This window comes from Haemophilus parahaemolyticus (genome assembly GCF_002015035.1).
In the GTDB taxonomy this organism is placed as follows: Bacteria; Pseudomonadota; Gammaproteobacteria; order Enterobacterales; family Pasteurellaceae; genus Haemophilus_A; species Haemophilus_A parahaemolyticus.
The window spans coordinates 613,939-633,344 of record NZ_MUXY01000001.1 but is presented as its reverse complement, the minus strand read 5'-3'; the positions used below and the strand labels follow the sequence as shown (position 1 = coordinate 633,344).

At 40.6% G+C, this 19,406-nt stretch carries 12 protein-coding genes, 1 pseudogene and 1 riboswitch; of the genes and pseudogenes, 12 read left to right on the top strand and 1 reads right to left on the bottom strand.

Going from position 1 to position 19,406, the window contains the following annotated elements:
• The first annotated feature begins 64 nt into the window (after nt 1-64).
• The 4 genes from aceE to B0185_RS03055 all read left to right on the top strand — a co-directional run bounded on the left by aceE (nt 65) and on the right by B0185_RS03055 (nt 7,853).
• Nucleotides 65-2,722: a pyruvate dehydrogenase (acetyl-transferring), homodimeric type gene (gene aceE / locus B0185_RS03070; protein ID WP_005705269.1), complete on the top strand. Its 2,658-nt coding sequence runs from the start codon at nt 65-67 to the stop codon at nt 2,720-2,722.
• A gap of 81 nt (nt 2,723-2,803) precedes the next feature.
• On the top strand, nt 2,804-4,714 hold the full coding sequence (gene aceF, locus B0185_RS03065) for a pyruvate dehydrogenase complex dihydrolipoyllysine-residue acetyltransferase (RefSeq protein ID WP_005705259.1): 1,911 nt from the start codon (nt 2,804-2,806) through the stop codon (nt 4,712-4,714).
• Nucleotides 4,715-4,805: 91 nt separating this feature from the next.
• Entirely contained in the window at nt 4,806-6,230 is a 1,425-nt protein-coding gene (lpdA, locus tag B0185_RS03060; protein WP_005705329.1) for a dihydrolipoyl dehydrogenase, read from the top strand.
• 177 nt (nt 6,231-6,407) lie between these two features.
• On the top strand, nt 6,408-7,853 hold the full coding sequence (locus B0185_RS03055; RefSeq protein WP_005705313.1) for an alanine/glycine:cation symporter family protein: 1,446 nt from the start codon (nt 6,408-6,410) through the stop codon (nt 7,851-7,853).
• A 337-nt stretch (nt 7,854-8,190) separates the two neighbouring features.
• On the opposite strand, the gene B0185_RS03050 is transcribed toward B0185_RS03055, so the two are convergent.
• Nucleotides 8,191-8,586, bottom strand: a complete 396-nt coding sequence (locus tag B0185_RS03050) for an H-NS family histone-like protein (protein ID WP_005705281.1) — start codon at nt 8,584-8,586, stop codon at nt 8,191-8,193.
• Between the two features lie 166 nt (nt 8,587-8,752).
• A riboswitch (Lysine riboswitch) is annotated at nt 8,753-8,936 on the top strand.
• Nucleotides 8,937-9,044: 108 nt separating this feature from the next.
• Between B0185_RS03050 and B0185_RS03045 the strand changes: the two are divergent.
• The 8 genes and pseudogenes from B0185_RS03045 to rpsI all read left to right on the top strand — a co-directional run bounded on the left by B0185_RS03045 (nt 9,045) and on the right by rpsI (nt 19,287).
• Nucleotides 9,045-10,587: pseudogene (locus tag B0185_RS03045) on the top strand (Na+/H+ antiporter NhaC family protein).
• Between the two features lie 116 nt (nt 10,588-10,703).
• Nucleotides 10,704-12,041, top strand: a complete 1,338-nt coding sequence (mukF, locus tag B0185_RS03040) for a chromosome partition protein MukF (protein ID WP_005705256.1) — start codon at nt 10,704-10,706, stop codon at nt 12,039-12,041.
• A gap of 22 nt (nt 12,042-12,063) precedes the next feature.
• Nucleotides 12,064-12,771, top strand: a complete 708-nt coding sequence (gene mukE, locus B0185_RS03035; RefSeq protein WP_005705258.1) for a chromosome partition protein MukE — start codon at nt 12,064-12,066, stop codon at nt 12,769-12,771.
• Nucleotides 12,771-12,992 carry a hypothetical protein gene (locus B0185_RS03030; RefSeq protein WP_005705323.1) on the top strand — a complete coding sequence of 74 codons (222 nt, stop codon included), beginning with the start codon at nt 12,771-12,773 and terminating at the stop codon, nt 12,990-12,992. Before mukE ends, B0185_RS03030 begins: the two co-directional genes overlap by 1 nt.
• A 7-nt stretch (nt 12,993-12,999) precedes the next feature.
• Nucleotides 13,000-13,707 carry a zeta toxin family protein gene (locus B0185_RS03025; protein WP_005705302.1) on the top strand — a complete coding sequence of 236 codons (708 nt, stop codon included), beginning with the start codon at nt 13,000-13,002 and terminating at the stop codon, nt 13,705-13,707.
• A gap of 58 nt (nt 13,708-13,765) precedes the next feature.
• Complete coding sequence (gene mukB, locus B0185_RS03020; protein WP_232610038.1) at nt 13,766-18,193, top strand: chromosome partition protein MukB; 4,428 nt, start codon at nt 13,766-13,768, stop codon at nt 18,191-18,193.
• A gap of 254 nt (nt 18,194-18,447) precedes the next feature.
• Nucleotides 18,448-18,876, top strand: coding sequence for a 50S ribosomal protein L13 (gene rplM, locus B0185_RS03015; RefSeq protein WP_005596850.1), 429 nt, complete (start codon nt 18,448-18,450; stop codon nt 18,874-18,876).
• Between the two features lie 15 nt (nt 18,877-18,891).
• Complete coding sequence (gene rpsI / locus B0185_RS03010; protein ID WP_005705330.1) at nt 18,892-19,287, top strand: 30S ribosomal protein S9; 396 nt, start codon at nt 18,892-18,894, stop codon at nt 19,285-19,287.
• The last annotated feature ends 119 nt before the right edge of the window (nt 19,288-19,406 follow it).

Below are 19,406 nucleotides of genomic sequence, written 5' to 3'. Positions count from 1 at the left end.
CAAACGATAGAGCCCATTTTTGCTCTATTATCCATTCATAGTTAATAACATTAAGGGAAAACCTATGTCAGAGATTTTAGCAAATGACGTAGATCCAATCGAAACTCAAGATTGGTTACAATCATTAGATTCATTAATCCGTGAAGAAGGCGTTGAGCGTGCTCAATACATCATTGAGCAAGTTATTGGTCAAGCTCGTACAAATGGCGTTTCATTACCAACAGGCGTAACAACAGATTACGTAAACACCATCCCAGCATCTGAGCAGCCTGCTTACCCAGGTGATCACGCAATCGAGCGTCGTATCCGTTCTGCGGTACGTTGGAATGCGATCGCAATGGTTTTACGTAGTCAGAAGAAAGATCTAGACTTAGGTGGTCATATCTCAACTTTCCAATCTGCTGCAACTATGTACGAAGTGTGCTACAACCACTTCTTCAAAGCTGCAACAGAGAAAAACGGTGGCGATTTAATTTTCTTCCAAGGTCACGCAGCACCAGGTATGTATGCACGTGCATTCTTAGAAGGTCGTTTAACTGAAGAGCAAATGGATAACTTCCGTCAAGAAGCATTCGTTGATGGCTTATCTTCATATCCACATCCTAAATTAATGCCTGAATTCTGGCAATTCTCTACCGTTTCAATGGGTCTAGGTCCTGTAAACGCTATCTACCAAGCACGTTTCTTAAAATACTTAGATAACCTTGGATTAAAAGATACTAAAGATCAAAAAGTTTATGCATTCCTAGGCGATGGCGAGATGGATGAGATCGAGTCTAAAGGTGCATTAACTTTCGCAGCACGTGAAAAATTAGATAACTTAATTTTTACTATCAGTTGTAACTTACAACGTTTAGATGGTCCAGTTAATGGTAACGGGAAAATTGTTCAAGAATTAGAAGGCTTATTCACTGGTGCTGGCTGGGAAGTAATCAAAGTATTGTGGGGTAGCGAGTGGGATAAATTATTCGCAAAAGACACTTCAGGTAAATTAACACAGTTAATGATGGAAGTGGTTGATGGCGATTACTTAACATTCAAATCAAAAGATGGTGCTTACGTGCGTGAACATTTCTTTGGTCGTTACCCAGAAACTGCAGCATTAGTAGCAGATATGACTGATGATGAAATTTGGGCATTACGCCGTGGTGCACACGATAGTGAAAAACTTTATGCAGCTTATGCGAAAGCACAAAAAGCGACCAAGCCAGTTGTGATTTTAGCTCATCAAGTGAAAGGTTATAAAATCCCTGAAGCGGAAAGTAAAAATACAGCTCACCAGTCGAAAAAAATGTCTTATGATAGTCTTAAAGGTTTCCGTGACTTCTTCGAATTACCATTAACCGATGAGCAAGTAGAAAACTTGGAATATATCAAATTCGCAGAAGGTACACCAGAGTATGAATACCTACATGGTCACCGTAAAGCATTAAATGGTTACGTGCCGGCTCGTCGTACTAAATTTGATGTGGAATACAAAGTACCAGCACTAGAAGAGTTTAAAGCATTATTAGAAGAACAACCACGTGGTATTTCAACTACAATGGCGTTCACACGCGTATTAAATATCTTATTAAAAGATAAAAATATCGGTAAAACGATCGTTCCTATGATTGCGGATGAAGCTCGTACATTTGGTATGGAAGGTTTATTCCGTCAAGTAGGTATCTACAATCCGCATGGTCAAAACTATGTTCCTTCAGACCGTGATTTAGTAGCTTACTATCGTGAAGCAAAAGATGGTCAAGTATTACAAGAAGGTATCAACGAATTAGGTGCAACAGCCTCTTGGTTAGCAGCAGCAAACTCATACTCTGTGAATAATCAACCTATGATTCCATTCTTTATTTATTACTCAATGTTTGGTTTCCAACGTGTTGGTGACTTAATGTGGGCAGCAGGTGACCAATTAGCACGTGGTTTCATGGTGGGTGGTACTTCAGGTCGTACAACCTTAAACGGTGAAGGTTTACAACACGAAGATGGTCACAGCCATATCCAAGCAGGTATCATCCCTAACTGTGTTACTTATGATCCATCATTTGCATTCGAAGTGGCGGTAATTATGCAAGATGGTATCAACCGCATGTACGGTGAAAAACAAGAAAATGTGTTCTATTATATGACCACATTAAATGAAGTTATGGATCAGCCAGCTATGCCAGTAGGTGCAGAAGAAGGTATCCGTAAAGGTTTATATAAATTCGAAACTGTTGAAGGTAAAGGAAAAGGCCACGTTCAATTGTTAGGTTCAGGTGCGATTATGCGTCATGTTCGTGAAGCAGCACAAATCCTTGCAAATGACTTTGGTGTAACATCTGATGTATTCTCAGCACCTTCATTCAATGAGTTAGCACGTGAAGGTCACGATGCAGCACGTTGGAACTTATTACATCCAACAGCGGAACAACGCGTACCATACGTTGCACAAGTATTAGCAGATTTACCAACAGTGGCATCAACTGACTATGTAAAAGCATACGCAGATCAGATCCGTGCATTCGTACCAAGCCGTCACTATCACGTATTAGGTACAGATGGTTTCGGTCGTTCAGACAGCCGTGCGAATTTACGTGAACACTTTGAAGTAGATGCACGTTATGTGGTAGTTGCGGCACTTTCTCAATTAGCGAAAGAAGGTACCGTAACTAACCAAGTTGTTGCAGATGCAATTGCGAAATTTGGCTTAAATGTAGATCGCATTAACCCATTATACGCATAATGCAAGCGGTCAAAATCAGTTAAGATTTTGCCAAAAGGACAGGGTTTTGCCCTGTCCATTTCTAAAAGAAGGATTACCAAAATGTCAAAACAAATTAATGTACCAGATATCGGTAGTGATGAAGTTACCGTAACAGAAGTGATGGTAAACGTGGGTGATACCATTTCTGCTGATCAATCAATTATCAACGTAGAAGGTGATAAAGCTTCAATGGAAGTGCCAGCACCAGAAGCGGGTGTGGTAAAAGAAGTTTTAGTTAAAGTTGGCGATAAAGTAACAACAGGTTCACCAATGTTAGTGTTAGAAGCAGCAGGAGCAGCACCTGTCGTTGAAGCACCAGTGGCGGCAGCTCCTGCACCAGCAGCGACTGCTTCAGCAATCGTTGAAGTGAATGTACCAGATATCGGTAGCGACGAAGTAAACGTGACTGAAATTATGGTAAAAGTAGGCGATAGCGTTGAAGTTGACCAATCAATTATCAACGTTGAAGGCGATAAAGCATCAATGGAAGTGCCAGCACCAATCGCAGGTGTAGTAAAAGAAATTTTAATCAACGTAGGCGATAAAGTTTCAACTGGCAAATTGATTATGAAATTTGAAACTGCATCGGCAGCTCCTGTAGCGGCGGCACCAGCTACACAAGCAGCAGCACCTGCTGTAGCAGCGATTAAAGATGTGAATGTTCCAGATATCGGTGGTGATGAAGTAAACGTAACTGAAATTATGGTTGCAGTAGGCGATACCGTTTCAGAAGAGCAATCTTTAATCACTGTTGAAGGTGATAAAGCATCAATGGAAGTACCTGCACCATTTGCGGGCGTAGTTAAAGAAATCTTAGTGAAATCTGGCGATAAAGTATCAACAGGTTCATTAATTATGCGTTTCGAAGTTGCAGGTGCAGCACCTGCGGCAGCACTAGTTGCACAAGCAACTGCTCCAGCTCCAGCAACTGCTCCAGCTCCAGCAGCGGCAACACCAGTACCTGCGGCACAACCAGCTCAAGGTGGTAATGTTGCAGGCTTAAGTCAAGAACAAGTGGTAGCAAGTACAGTCTATGCACACGCAACACCAGTGATTCGTCGTTTAGCACGTGAATTCGGCGTAAACTTAGATAAAGTTAAAGGTACAGGTCGTAAAGGTCGTATCGTTAAAGAAGATATCGAAGCATACGTTAAAACTGCAGTTAAAGCTTACGAAAGCGGTGCAACTGCACAAGCAGCAGGCAATGGCGTGGCAAACGGCGCAGGCTTAGGCTTATTACCATGGCCGAAAGTTGACTTCAGCAAGTTCGGTGAAGTAGAAGAAGTTGAATTAAGCCGTATCAACAAAATTTCTGGTGCGAACTTACACCGTAACTGGGTAATGATTCCACACGTTACACACTTCGACCGTACAGATATCACAGAATTAGAAGCATTCCGTAAAGAACAGAACAAGATTGTTGAAAAACAAAAACTAGACGTGAAAATCACGCCAGTTGTGTTCATTATGAAAGCGGTTGCAAAAGCGTTAGAAGCGTTCCCACGTTTCAACAGCTCAATTTCTGAAGATGGTCAAAAACTGACTATTAAGAAATACATCAACATTGGTGTGGCTGTAGATACACCAAATGGCTTAGTGGTTCCTGTATTCAAAAACGTGAACAAGAAAGGCATTATTGAGTTATCTCGTGAGTTGATGGAAGTATCGAAAAAAGCTCGTGAAGGCAAACTAACTGGTTCAGATATGCAAGGTGGTTGCTTCACTATTTCAAGCTTGGGCGGTATTGGTACAACCCACTTTACCCCAATCGTGAATGCACCAGAAGTGGCAATTTTAGGAGTGTCTAAATCTGAAATGGCACCTGTATGGAACGGTAAAGAATTCGCACCACGCTTAATGCTTCCATTATCATTATCATTCGACCACCGCGTGATCGATGGTGCTGATGGTGCTCGTTTCTTAAGTTACATCAACGGTGTATTAGCAGATATCCGTCGCCTAGTAATGTAATTAGGTTGTGTAACTTAGCAATGTAATCAATCTGTAAGCGGTCGGATTTGCAAGAAAATTGACAAAATTGACCGCTTGAAAAGGAAAAGATATGAGTAAAGAAATTAAAACCCAAGTAGTTGTACTTGGTGCAGGTCCTGCAGGTTATTCAGCTGCGTTCCGTTGTGCTGACTTAGGTTTAGAAACCGTTCTTGTAGAACGTTATTCAACTTTAGGTGGGGTGTGTTTAAACGTAGGTTGTATTCCATCAAAAGCGTTATTACACGTTTCTAAAGTAATTGAAGAAGCAAAACACGCAACCAAAAACGGTATTTACTTTGGTGAACCAACTATCAATTTAGACGAAGTTCGTGCAGGTAAAGATGCTGTAGTCGCTAAATTAACAGGCGGTTTAGCAGGTATGGCAAAAGCACGTAAAGTGACCGTGGTTGAAGGCTTAGCAGCATTTACTGATCCAAATACATTAGTTGCACGTGATCGTGATGGTAATCCAACTACTGTTAAATTTGATAATGCAATTATCGCAGCGGGTTCTCGTCCAATCCAATTACCATTCATTCCGCATGAAGATCCACGTATTTGGGATTCAACAGATGCACTTAAATTAAAAGAAGTGCCGAAAAAACTTCTTATCATGGGGGGCGGTATTATTGGTTTAGAGATGGGTACAGTTTATCACTCTCTAGGTTCAGAGATTGAAGTGGTTGAAATGTTCGACCAAGTTATCCCAGCAGCAGATAAAGATGTTGTAGCAATCTACACCAAACAAATCGAGAAAAAATTCAAGTTAATGCTTGAAACTAAAGTAACCGCAGTTGAAGCGAAAGATGATGGTATCTATGTTTCAATGGAAGGTAAAGCATGTAACGATACTAAACGTTATGATGCGGTGCTTGTTGCTATTGGTCGTACACCAAACGGTAAATTAATCGATGCAGGTAAAGCAGGTGTTGAAGTTGATGAGCGTGGTTTCATTCGTGTAGATAAACAAATGCGTACCAACGTACCTCATATCTTCGCAATCGGTGATATCGTAGGTCAACCAATGTTAGCACATAAAGGTGTGCATGAAGGTCACGTTGCAGCAGAAGTGATTGCAGGACAAAAACACTACTTCGATCCGAAAGTGATTCCATCAATCGCTTATACTGAGCCAGAGGTGGCATGGGTAGGTAAAACAGAGAAAGAGTGTAAGCAAGAAGGCTTAAACTATGAAGTGGCTAAATTCCCATGGGCGGCATCAGGTCGTGCGATTGCTTCTGAATGTCCAGAAGGTATGACTAAACTTATTTTTGATAAAGATACCCACCGCGTATTAGGTGGTGCGATTGTAGGTAGCAATGGTGGTGAATTATTAGGCGAAATTGGCTTGGCAATCGAAATGGGTTGCGATGCCGAAGATATTGCATTAACTATCCATGCTCACCCAACGCTTCATGAATCTGTTGGTTTAGCGGCAGAAGTGTTCGAAGGCTCAATTACAGACCTTCCAAATGCAAAAGCGAAAAAACGTTAATTTACGTTGAGTTTTATAGCCCCCTTTATTGGGGGCTTTGTTTTATCTAGATCAGTTCTTTTTATAAGCAATTTGCTTTTTTAGATACTTTTTTTTATAAAAAGCATTAAAAAAAGTTTTCAAAATCTAAAAAAAGGTTACAATGCAAACGTTTTCTTTTTTTTACTGAGAGGTCTTATGGATTTTATTGTTTCAGGCTTTGAAGCCATTTTAAACTGGATCATCAATACATTAGATGGTCCAATTTGGGATATTACGATTCTCCTGCTTTTGGGCACAGGTTTATTTTTTACTATCACAACGGGTTTAGTGCAGCTACGTTTACTTCCACAAAGTTTACGTGAAATGTGGGGGGGCCGTGCGGCTGATGGCGATTCTTTAACCCCATTCCAAGCCTTTACTACAGGTTTAGCTAGCCGCGTAGGTGTAGGTAACATTGGAGGGGTTGCAACTGCAATCGCATTAGGAGGGCCAGGAGCAGTATTTTGGATGTGGATCACTGCGTTAATGGGTATGAGTTCTGCATTTGCGGAATCTTCACTTGCACAGCTTTACAAAACCCGTGATTCAAATGGAATGTTCCGCGGTGGTCCTGCGTATTACATTACTCGAGGTTTGAAATGTAAACCGCTAGCGATTGCATTTGCGATTACTTTAATCTTTACATTTGGTTTTGCGTTTAACGCTGTTCAATCTAACTCTATTGTCGCTGCAACGAGTAAGGCATGGTCTTGGGATGCTAAATCAGTGGGTATTGTGCTTGTAATCTTAACAGCAGTTATTATCGCTGGAGGTGTTAAACGTATCGGACAAGTTTCCGCAAAAGTTGTACCAACAATGGCGTTATTTTATTTGATTATTGCAGTTATTATTCTTGGAATGAATATCAGCAAGGTCCCTGAAATTTTATCGATGATAATCTCAAATGCCTTTGATTTCTCAGCAGTTGCAGGTGGTATGTTTGGAAGTATTGTTTCTAAAACAATGTTAATGGGGATTAAACGTGGATTATTCTCAAACGAAGCTGGTATGGGTTCTGCACCAAACTCAGCGGCAACATCTGATGCAAAACATCCTGCGAGCCAAGGCTTAATCCAAATGCTTGGTGTCTTTGTAGATACTATTGTAGTTTGTACCTGTACTGCCATTATTATTTTAATGTCAGATAATTATGGTAGTGAAACCTTAAAAGGGGTCGAGCTTACCCAAACCGCATTGCAATATCACTTAGGCGAATTTGGTGTACATTTCCTAGCCTTTATCTTGCTTTTATTCTGCTACACTTCAATTATCGGCAACTATGCTTATGCAGAAACTAATATTCGTTACATTAAAAACAAAGCGTGGTTTGTATGGGTCTTCCGTTCAATCGTATTGTTCTTCGTTTATTTCGGTGCAGTGCGCGATGGTGGGATTGTTTGGGCGTTTGCTGATACAGTAATGGCAACAATGGCAATTATCAACTTAATTGCAATCCTTATCCTATCTCCACTTGTATGGCGAATTTTAAAAGATTATGTTCGTCAGCTAAAGGCAAAACAAGAACCTGTGTTCCGTATTGAAGAGCATCAAGATCTTATTCATCGTGGTGTTGATCCGTTGGTTTGGAAATCAAAAGAGTAGCTTATAAGTAACTTTCGTTACGATCTAGAAATGAACCGAAAGAAGATTAAGGGCTCGGTTTCTGTAATTTACAGAGAAGAGTCCTTTGTTTTATCTTGAATACTCCAAATGGGTATAGAGGACAAAATAAGTGTATTCACGAATATATTCATAGATCTAGTAAGAAGAATGATTAAAAGGTGATATTGTCTGGAAGTGTCGTTCAGATAATAATATTTACAGGAGTCTTGTTGATATATTATGAGTTTTTGTCCAGAAACTTAATTTATTTAATTTCTAATGGATGGCTTTTAGGAATAAAAAAGCATGAATAGATATTCATGCTTTTAGATAGTCATTAAATCTCAAACTCAGATAAATTTTTACCAACTAATTCACGTGGGGTGCGACCTTGACCTGTCCAAGTTTTTTCATTGCCATTAACATCAACGAATTTATATTTAGCGGGGCGAGGAGCGATTGGTTTACGTGATTTTTTTTCAACATGAGCATTACTCAGTAATGATGCTAATTCATCAGCTGAAATGCCATCTTGAGCTAACATCTCTTTATATTTATTTAAGCTTTCTAAAAATTTTGCTTGTTCTAATTCTTGGGCTTTTACGTCTTCACGTTTTTCTTCAATAACAATAGTTAATTTTTCTAATAACGCTTCTAGTTGTTCAAGAGATGTTTCGCGCGCTAGTACACGTAAACTACGAATATTAGATAATGTTTTTAATGTTTCAGACATATGATCTCCTATAAATATATAAATTATGAGGCTGAAAGTGCGAATATATTACAGTAATATATTTTTAAGGTAAATCATTTAAATTTAAAATATTCAGAAATAACGCCAAAATGCTGAAAATTTCGCTTGTTTAATGTTTCTATTTCAGGTAATCTTTATTAAATCCTACAATTGTAGAGGTGCAAATACGATAAGTACTTTTTCTGAGTGGAAAACGATGAGGAAAAATGAAAGGTGTATTTGCCGAAATCAATCAGGCGTCATCTTGGTTGGTTGGGGTCGTTGCCGAAAGGGACGACACTGTCGCAGTTTTGATATTCTTTGTATCACTGCGGAGTGCTACTGTAAGTTAGGTGAGGATATTTTCCTTTATCCTTCCTTTATTTGCCTTCCTGCGTAAATACATTCAGTAGATTCAATGACGTTATAAAAATATCTTTTAATAAATTAGAGGTTTTATGAATCTTGTTGATTATTCATCATCGCTCTGGTCTGTTGTACCAGCGTTAATTGCACTTCTACTTGCGATTGCAACCAGACGTGTTTTAATTTCATTAAGTTTAGGTATTATTGTCGGTGCATTAATGTTATCTGACGGTAATGTGCTTGATGCTGTTTTATATTTAAAAAATAGTGTAGTTTCTTTGCTTTATAAAGGTGGCGAAGAGGGCTTTAATAGTAACAATATCAATATTATTTTATTTTTAATATTATTAGGCATTTTAACGTCTTTACTAAGCGTTTCTGGTGCAAACCAAGCCTTTGCAAATTGGGCTCAAGAGAAAGTAAAAGGCAGACGTGGTGCCAAATTAATGGCGGCTTGCCTAGTATTTGTTACTTTTATTGATGATTACTTCCACAGTCTTGCTGTAGGGGCAATTGCTCGCCCTGTGACTGATAAATTTAAAGTATCACGTGCAAAACTAGCTTATATTTTAGACTCAACTGCTGCACCGATGTGTGTATTAATGCCAATTTCAAGTTGGGGAGCTTACATCATCACACTTATCGCTGGGTTATTAGCTACACACTCTATTACAGGCTACACACCATTAGGTGCGTTTGTAACGATGAGTGCAATGAACTTCTATGCAATTTTCTCAATTGTAATGGTGTTCTTCGTAGCCTATTTCTCGTTTGATATTGGTTCTATGGTACGTTTTGAGCACAATGCAATGAGTCAAGAAGAGAAATCTTTTGAGCAACAAGGTTCTTCAGAGGCGGGTGTACGTGATTTAGTCCTTCCAATCTTGGCGTTAATTATCGGTACGGTAACGATGATGCTAAAAACGGGTGGTGATGCACTTGCTGAAGCAGGAAATTCGTTTACGATTTTAGGTGCATTTGAGAACACAACTGTTGGTATTTCATTGGTGACGGGAGGCTTGGTAAGTCTTACCGTACTCACGCTTTGTTTATTAACTCGTCGTCATATTTCTGTAAGCAATTATATTAAAGCTTATGGAACGGGCGTAAAAATGATGTCTGGTGCAATTTTAATTCTTTTCTTTGCGTGGACAATCAACGGTGTCGTAAGCGATATGCAAACGGGTAAATACCTTTCAAGCTTAGTGGCAGGGAATATATTACCAGCGTTCTTGCCTGCAATTTTGTTTGTGCTTGCTTCTGTAATGGCATTCTCAACGGGGACAAGCTGGGGTACTTTCGGTATTATGTTACCAATTGGTGCAGCAATGGCAGTGCATTCTGATCCAAACTTAATTATCCCTTGTTTATCAGCTGTAATGGCAGGTGCTGTATGTGGTGACCACTGTTCTCCAGTGTCAGACACAACAATTCTATCTTCAACGGGTGCTCAATAACCATATAGATCACGTGCTTTCACAATTGCCTTATGCGTTGTTAGTTGCCGCAGCATCGGTGATAGGTTACTTAGTTGTAGGTTTTACTGAGTCAGGGTTACTCGGTTTTATTACAGCGGGTATAACAATGTTAGTGTTGATTATGCTGTTTAAAGCAAAAAATGTAGAAAAAGAGTAGAAGATAAAATAAACCTAGCTTCGGCTAGGTTTATTTTTGCTTATGATTTCTAATTTCTATTTGTTGAGCTTTACGGTACAATAAATCCCATTTTTGACTATACGAATATAAGCCTTATGCTGACTGCACAGAACGAATTGGCACACACTATTCCAGAACTTATCCATTGGACGAAAGAGAGTGAGTTTTCGCTTTCGCTTCCGCCTGAACGCCTTGCCTTTTTATTGGCGATTTCTATTTTTAACCAAGAACAGAACGATGGTGAATTACTTGAAAGTGATTTAGTTGATCTTTTCCGCTACGTTTCTCAAGCCTTTAAACAAGCTGACAATACAATCAATCAGCGTGCAAATAATGCGATCAATGATCTAGTAAAACAGCGCCTTCTAAACCGCTTTTCTAGCGAATTTACTGAAGGTTTGGCAATTTATCGTGTTACGCCGCTTGCGGTGGGAATTGCGAACTACTACATCCGTCAGCGTGAGTTTTCTAGCTTGCGTCTTTCTATTCAGCTTTCGATTGTGGCAAGTGAAATCCAAAAAGCATCTCTTGCTGCTGAAGAGGGCGGCGATGAACGCCATTGGCGAAATAATGTATTTGCACCGTTAAAATATTCGGTGGCAGAAATTTTTGATAGTATCGATCTTTCTCAACGTGTTATGGATGAGAATCAGCACCAAATTCGTGAGCGAATTGCGAATCTGTTAAGTCAAAACTGGCACGAAGCGATTATTAGTTGTGAACAATTATTAGACGAAACATCGGGCAATCTGCGAGAGTTGCAAGATACATTGAATGCAGCGGGCGACAAGCTACAGGCACAGTTGTTACGTATTCAGAGTTGTTTGATTGGGCGTTACGATTTAGATTTCATCGATCAGCTAGTGGTTAATCTGCAAAATAAATTAGACCGCATTATGAGCTGGGGACAACAGGCAATCGATCTTTGGATTGGCTACGATCGCCACGTGCATAAATTTATTCGTACTGCCATTGATATGGATAAAAACCGTGTATTTGGTCAGCGCTTGCGTCAATCTATTCAAGATTATTTTGATGCACCTTGGATGCTTTATACTGCGAAAGCGGATTCGCTTCTTGATTTACGTGATGATGAAAATGAATTTAACGAAGCCGAAGCGGTTGGTGAATTACCAACAGAGTTGGAATATCAATCCATCAGTGATGTGCAAGAGCAAATTGTAGCAATGATGCAGGTTTATCTTAAACAATTTAGAGTGGAAGGTAAGCCGATCGATTTAGGCGAGGTTTTACGTGAACAATTGGCTCGTTATCCGCACTCTCGCCATTTTGATGTGGCACGTATTATCATAGATCAAGCAAGTAAATTGGGTATGGCAAGTTTAGATAGCCAAGCGGTTTATCCAGAATGGCAAGCGATTAATGAAACAGGGGCGAAAGTGCAAGCCCACGTGATTGATCAATACCAATAGTCAAGCAAAAAAGAGAAAAATTATGACAGAGAATATTCAAGATGTAATTTCAACTAAATTAGCGGTGGCAATTGCCAACCCAATTTTTCCAAGCCTTGATAGCCAATTGCGTGCAGGTCGTCATATTAGTATTGATTTGCTTGATGAACATGCGTTTTTGATGGATTTCCAAGCAGAACTTGAGCAGTTTTACAACCGTTATCACGTGGATCTTATTCGTGCACCAGAAGGTTTTTTCTACCTCCGCCCACGTGCCTCAACCTTGATAGCCCGTTCTGCGATGTCTGAAATGGAGATGTTAGTGGGTAAAGTATTATGCTACCTCTATTTGAGTCCAGAACGCTTGGCACAACAAGGCGTGTTTAGTTACGATGATGTTTATGAAGAGTTGTTAAACCTTGCCGATGAACAAAAATTGTTAAAAGCGGTAAATCCACGTTCTACAGGTTCAGATTTAGATAAGGCTAAATTGGTCGAAAAAGTTAGTGGAGCCTTGCGTCGCTTGGCTCGTGTTGGAATGATTACCCGTATTGGTGATCAAAACAGCAAGAAATTTGTAATTTCCGTTTCCGTTTTCCGTTTTGGTGCGGACGTTCGCGCAGGAGATGATTACCGCGAAGCACAATTACGTTTGATTCGTGATGGTGAGGCAACCGCGTCAAATCCTACCGCTGATACAGAAGAACAAGCGGTAGAAAATGAGGAAGATTTTGCAGAGGGTGAGGAATAATGTGTACGTTAATGCAAAAAGATGTGTTGATTGAGTTAATCGCAAGTACTCAAGCAGATTTAAGTAAAATTTTAGAATTACCACTCAATGAAGATCAACTTTTTCTTAGCCGTTTAAGAGGGCAAGTATATCGCACCGAACCTGAGGCGATCGATTTCGATTTGCTTTCAAGTCAAGTGAAAGAGGTTGGTGCTAAATACCATTCATCACGAGCAATTTAGAGGTTTTATGCAAAACTTTGATATAAATGCTTACGATGTTGAGGCTGATATTGAACGAAATTTTCCTAAAATTTGGGCAAATTTGCTTGCTGAAAGTCAGGTTACCCCACAAGAGTACCCTGTTGCTATTTTACTGGGAGGGCAACCTGGTGCTGGGAAATCTTTCGGTTCTCTTGCAATGAGTAAGCGTTTAGATTTCAACTTGCTGATAATTAACGGAGATGAATTTCGTCCTTACCATCAGTATTACCATGAAATTTATCAGCAATATGGCAAAGAGGCTTCGAAATATACAGGCGAATTCACCGGTAAAATGGTGCAACGTATTCGAGGTGAAGCCATAGCACATCGTTTTAATTTATTGATTGAAGGGACTTTTCGCACCGCTGATGTGCCTCTTAAAGAACTTGCAAATTTTAAGCATTATGGCTACCAAACCAATGTGTTAATTTGTACTTGCCCTAAAGAGCTGAGTTGGGATAGCACACTAAAAAGAGCAGAGGAACAAGCGCGTCAAGGTATGCAACCTCGTTATGTGCCAAGAGAACATTTCGACTTTGTGATTGCAAATTTAGCAAATAACGCGGTGCGTGTTTTGCAAGAGGCGAAACCCGATGGCTTTGAAGTATATTCTCGCTCTCAGAAATTATTTGATATTAAAGATACACCAGCAGATCAATTAACCGCTATTATCAATACAGAATTAAATAGATAAAGGAAAAATCCTAATGAGTAACACGGATTTAATTTTAGAAGAGAATGCACAAGAGACAATGATTGTGCAACCGACAATTCAGCTACAACAGATTGAACGTGGTAAATTCCGTTCTTTAACTTTAATTAACTGGAACGGTTTTTTTGCTCGCACTTTTGATTTAGATGAATTGGTCACCACGCTTTCTGGCGGTAATGGTGCGGGTAAATCCACCACGATGGCAGGTTTTGTGACTGCCTTAATTCCTGATTTAACGCTTTTAAACTTCCGTAACACCACTGAAGCAGGTTCAACTTCGAGCTCTCGCGATAAAGGGTTATACGGTAAATTGAAAGCGGGTGTTTGTTATGCAGTGTTGGAAAGCATGAATTCTCGCGGTCAGCGTGTTATCATGGGTGTCCGTTTGCAACAAATTACTGGGCGAGACAAAAAAGTGGATATTCGTCCATTCTCATTGCAGAACGTTCCGTTTGAACAACAGATTATCTATATTTTGACCGAACAAATGGGTGCAAAAGCACGCGTATTGACATTGAATGAAGTAAAAGAAAAATTTGAGCAATCGGACATTCAATTCAAGCAATATCAATCCATTACCGATTACCATAGCTTTATGTTTGATGTGGGCGTGTTACCGAAACGTTTACGCTCAGCGAGTGATCGCAGTAAGTTCTACAAATTGATCGAAGCGTCACTTTATGGTGGTATTTCAAGTGTGATTACCAAATCATTACGCGATTACTTATTGCCTGAAAATACGGGCGTTCGCCAAGCGTTCCAAGATATGGAATCGGCATTGCGTGAAAACCGTATGACGCTTGAAGCGATCAAAGTTACACAGTCAGATCGCGATATGTTTAAGCAGTTGATTACTCACTCAACCGATTACGTATCTGCAGACTATATGCGTCACGCAAACGAGCGTTTGGGAAATATTCAACAAGCGTTAAGTTTTCGTCAGGCGTGGGCGAATTTGAAATCGAAGCGTGAGCTTGAGCAACATCGTTTAGTAGAATTTAGTCGTGAATCGGTGGAAATTGAGGCGACTGAACAAGGGCTAGAGGCAGAATTTAATTCTGCGAACGATCATTTAAACTTGGTGCAAAATGCGTTACGCCATCAAGAGAAAGTAGAACGTTATCAAGATGACGTTGAAGAGCTCAACGAGAAGCTTGAAGAGCAACAGATGGTGATTGAGGAAGTTTCTGAAGCGGTGGAAATGGCTCAACACCAAGCTGATGATGCAGAAGCACACGTGGAAGATTTGCGTGCTCAGCTTGCAGATTATCAGCAGGCATTAGATGCTCAACAAACCCGTGCTTTGCAATATCAACAAGCGGTTGCTGCCCTTGAAAAAGCAAAACAGCTTTCAGGTTTGGCGAATTTAGACTTACACAATATTGAAGATTATCACGCAGAATTTTCAGCCCAAGCCGATGAAATTACCGACCAAGTGTTCGACTTAGAACAGCGTTTATCTGTCTCAGATATGGCGAAAGAGCAGTTTGAAAAAGCTTATGAATTAGTTTGCAAAATTGTGGGAGAGACAGACCGCTTGCAAGCGTTTGAGGAGGCTAAATCACTGCTTAATGCTTTCCCAGAACAGAAAATGCGTGCGACACAAGCGGTTGGATTACGCCAAAAATTGCACGAGCTTGAACAACGCTTGCAACAACAACAGCAAGCAAAACGCTTGTTGGCAGAGCTTAATCAAAGAACGCAAAGTGAGTTTAGCCACGCAGACGAGCTTGAAAATCACTTTGAAGAGCAACAGGCAAAACGCGAAGATTTAGAAACGGAACTTGCCGAGCTTGTTGAAGTGCGTTCAAGCCAACGCCAACAGCTACAACAGCTCCAAAATCAATATAACCAATTGGCAAAAAATGCTCCTGCGTGGCACACCGCTCAATCTGCGTTAACCCGTTTGGAAGAGCAGTGTGGCGAAACATTTGAAGCAAGCCAAGCAGTGCTGCAATTTATGCAAAATATGCTGGTAAAAGAGCGTGAAGTAACGCTTGCTCGTGATGCGTTGGCACGCAAAGAACAGCAATTAAGCAATGAGATTTCACAACTGAGCCAGCCAGATGGTTCGGAAGATCCACGTTTAAATCAGCTAGCAGAACGCTTTGGTGGCGTGTTGCTTTCTGAGCTTTATGATGATGTATCACTTGAAGATGCCCCCTATTTCTCCGCATTATATGGTGAGGCTCGTCACGCAATTGTGGTGCGTGATTTAGAGGCATTAAAAGCTCAGCTTGAAACCTTAGAAGATTGTCCAGACGATCTCTATTTAATCGAAGGTGATCCAACGGCTTTTGATGATGCGGTATTTAGTGCGGATGAGTTAAACGAAGGCGTAGTAGTCAAAGTTTCAGAGCGTCAATGGCGTTACTCGAAATTCCCTGCCGTACCGTTGTTCGGGCGTGCTGCACGTGAAAAACGTGTTGAAGCATTGAAAGCCGAACGCGATGAAGTGGCGGAAAAACACGCAGAGTTTTCATTTAATGTGCAAAAATGCCAACGTTTGCATCAACATTTAAGCCAATTCGTGGGGACGCATTTAAACCTCGCTTTCCAAGATAATCCAGAAGATGCGATGCAAGCAGTTGTAGCAGAGCGTAGCGAAATTGAACGAGAGCTTAATCAAGCGGTCGGAAACGAACAGCAACTTCGCAATCAATTAGATGCGGTAAAAACACAATTGCAATTGTTAAGCAAAATTTTACCGCTTGCAGATTTACTCGATGATGAAGCGTTAATTGAGAGTGCAGAAATTTGCCGTGAACAATTGGCGGAAGCGGAAGAAGATGAGCAATTTGTGCGTCAATATGGTAACTATATCACTCAACTTGAGCCAATTGCCAGCTCGCTTCGTAACGATCCAAGCCGTTTTGAAGAGCTAGAAACAGGATACAACCAAGCGAAGCAGACCCAAAAAGCATTGCAACAAAAAGTGTTTGCTTTGTCAGATGTAATGCAACGTCGCATACATTTCAGTTATGAAGATGCAGTGGGTGCGGAAGGTTCCCGTTTAACCGAACAGCTACGAGCGGAGTTGGAACAGGCTCAACAAACGCGAGAGCAGGCTCGTCATCAATTGCGTCAAGCACAATCACAACATAGTCAATACAATCAAACCTTAACGGGTTTACGTAGTGCCTATGAAGTGAAAAATCAGATGTTAGCAGAGCTTATCCGTGAGATGGATATGCTGGGAGTACGTGGTGATGCACAGGCGGAAGAGCGTGCTATTGAGCGTCGTGAAGAGTTGCATCAACGCTTAAGTCAACAACGTGCACGCAAAACGTTCCTTGATAAGCAGTTGGGCAGCATTGAAGCAGAAATTGAGAATCTCAGCCGTGAATTACGCAAAGTGGAACGTGATTATAAAAATCAACGTGCCTCTGTGGTGCAAGCAAAAACCAGCTGGTGCTTGGTGTTGCAGCTTTCTCGTAACAGCGATGTAGAAAAACGCTTGAACCGTCGTGAATTGTCGTACCATTCATCGGATGAGTTGCGTTCGATTTCAGATAAAGCGTTGGGGGCATTACGTGCTGCGGTCGCGAATAATGAATACTTACGTGATAGTTTACGTGCTTCGGAAGATAGTCGTAAGCCAGAGATGAAAGTGGCATTCTTCATTGAAGTGTATCGCCATTTACGTGAGCGTATTCGCCAAGATATTATCCAAACTGATGACCCAATTGATGCGATTGAGCAGATGGAAATTGAACTTTCTCGCTTAACGAACGAGCTTACTCGTCGTGAGAAAAAATTGGCGATCAGTGCAGAAAGTGTGGCAAATATTTTACGAAAAACCATTCAGCGTGAACAAAATCGTATTCTTCAATTGAACCAAGGCTTACAAAATATTGCTTTCGGTCAAGTGAAAGGCGTACGTTTAGATGTAAAAATTCGCGAGACACACGCAATGTTGTTGAATGCGTTGAGTGGAGATCGTGAACAGCACAAAGATCTTTTTGAGAGCGAAAAACTGAGTTTCTCAGAAGCACTTGCGATGTTGCATAAACGTGTGAACCCACATATTGATATGGGACAACGTACACCGCAAACCATTGGCGAAGAGTTGTTAGATTACCGCAATTACCTTGATCTTGAAGTCGAAACCGACCGTGGTGCAGATGGCTGGCAACGTGCGGAAAGTAGTGCGCTTTCAACGGGTGAGGCGATCGGTACGGGGATGTCTATCTTATTAATGGTGGTGCAAAGCTGGGAAGAAGAGTCTCGTCGTCTACGTGCGAAAGATATTCTCCCTTGTCGTTTGCTCTTCTTGGATGAGGCAGCTCGACTTGATGCGATGTCGATCAACACGCTCTTTGAACTTTGTGAACGTTTAGATATGCAACTATTGATTGCGGCACCAGAAAATATCAGCCCAGAACGTGGAACAACTTATAAATTAGTGCGTAAGATTACCAATAACCAAGAGTTAGTTGAAGTGGTTGGATTGAAAGGGTTTGCATAGTTAGGAATTTTTTATTTAAGAGCTAAACTTAGGGGGATTAGAGTTTAGCTCTTTCAATTTATGCTAAAAATGAGGAAAAGTATTAGATTTTTAATACAAAATCTGTATAATACGCACACCCTGTTTTTGTTTGGACTTTCCCGCCGAACAAGTTGGTCTAGATAAGACTCGAAGGGGTCGGATTTAGCCGAAAAATTAATAGGTAATATCCGCAAGGATATTGGGTTTAAACTTTAAATTTTGGTATTTAATTAATGAAAACTTTTGTAGCAAAACCAGAAACAGTAAAACGTGACTGGTATGTAGTAGATGCGACAGGTAAAACTTTAGGTCGTTTAGCTACTGAATTAGCACGCCGTTTACGTGGTAAACACAAGGCTGAATATACTCCACACGTTGACACAGGAGATTACATCATCGTTATCAACGCTGAGAAAGTAGCTGTAACAGGTAAAAAAGAAACTGACAAAATCTACTACTGGCACACTGGCTATGTAGGTGGCATCAAAGATGCAACCTTCAAAGAAATGATTGCACGTCGTCCAGAAGCAGTGATCGAGATCGCAGTAAAAGGTATGTTACCAAAAGGTCCTTTAGGTCGTGAAATGTTCCGTAAATTAAAAGTTTACGCAGGCAACGAACACAACCACGCTGCACAACAACCACAAGTTTTAGACATCTAATCACGGAGCATCAAAATGACAGCAGCAAATCAAAACTACGGCACAGGTCGCCGCAAAAGCTCTTCAGCTCGTGTATTTATCAAACCGGGCAGCGGTAACATCACTATCAACCAACGTTCTTTAGACGTATACTTCGGTCGTGAAACTTCACGTATGATCGTGCGTCAACCATTAGAATTAGTTAAATTATTAGATAAATTAGATTTATACATCACTGTTAAAGGTGGTGGTATTTCTGGTCAAGCGGGTGCAATCCGTCACGGTATTACACGTGCATTGATCGAATACGACGAAACTTTACGCCCAGCACTTCGTGCAGCTGGCTTCGTTACTCGTGACGCACGTCGCGTTGAACGTAAAAAAGTGGGTTTACACAAAGCACGTCGTCGTCCACAATACTCAAAACGTTAATTTCGAGTATCTATACGAAAGTATTATCGCAAAAGGCAGGTTTTTCCTGCCTTTTTTGTACCTTTTGCTTGCTTTACCCGTTTTAGGTTTGACAATGGAAAAACAAACAAACAAACAAA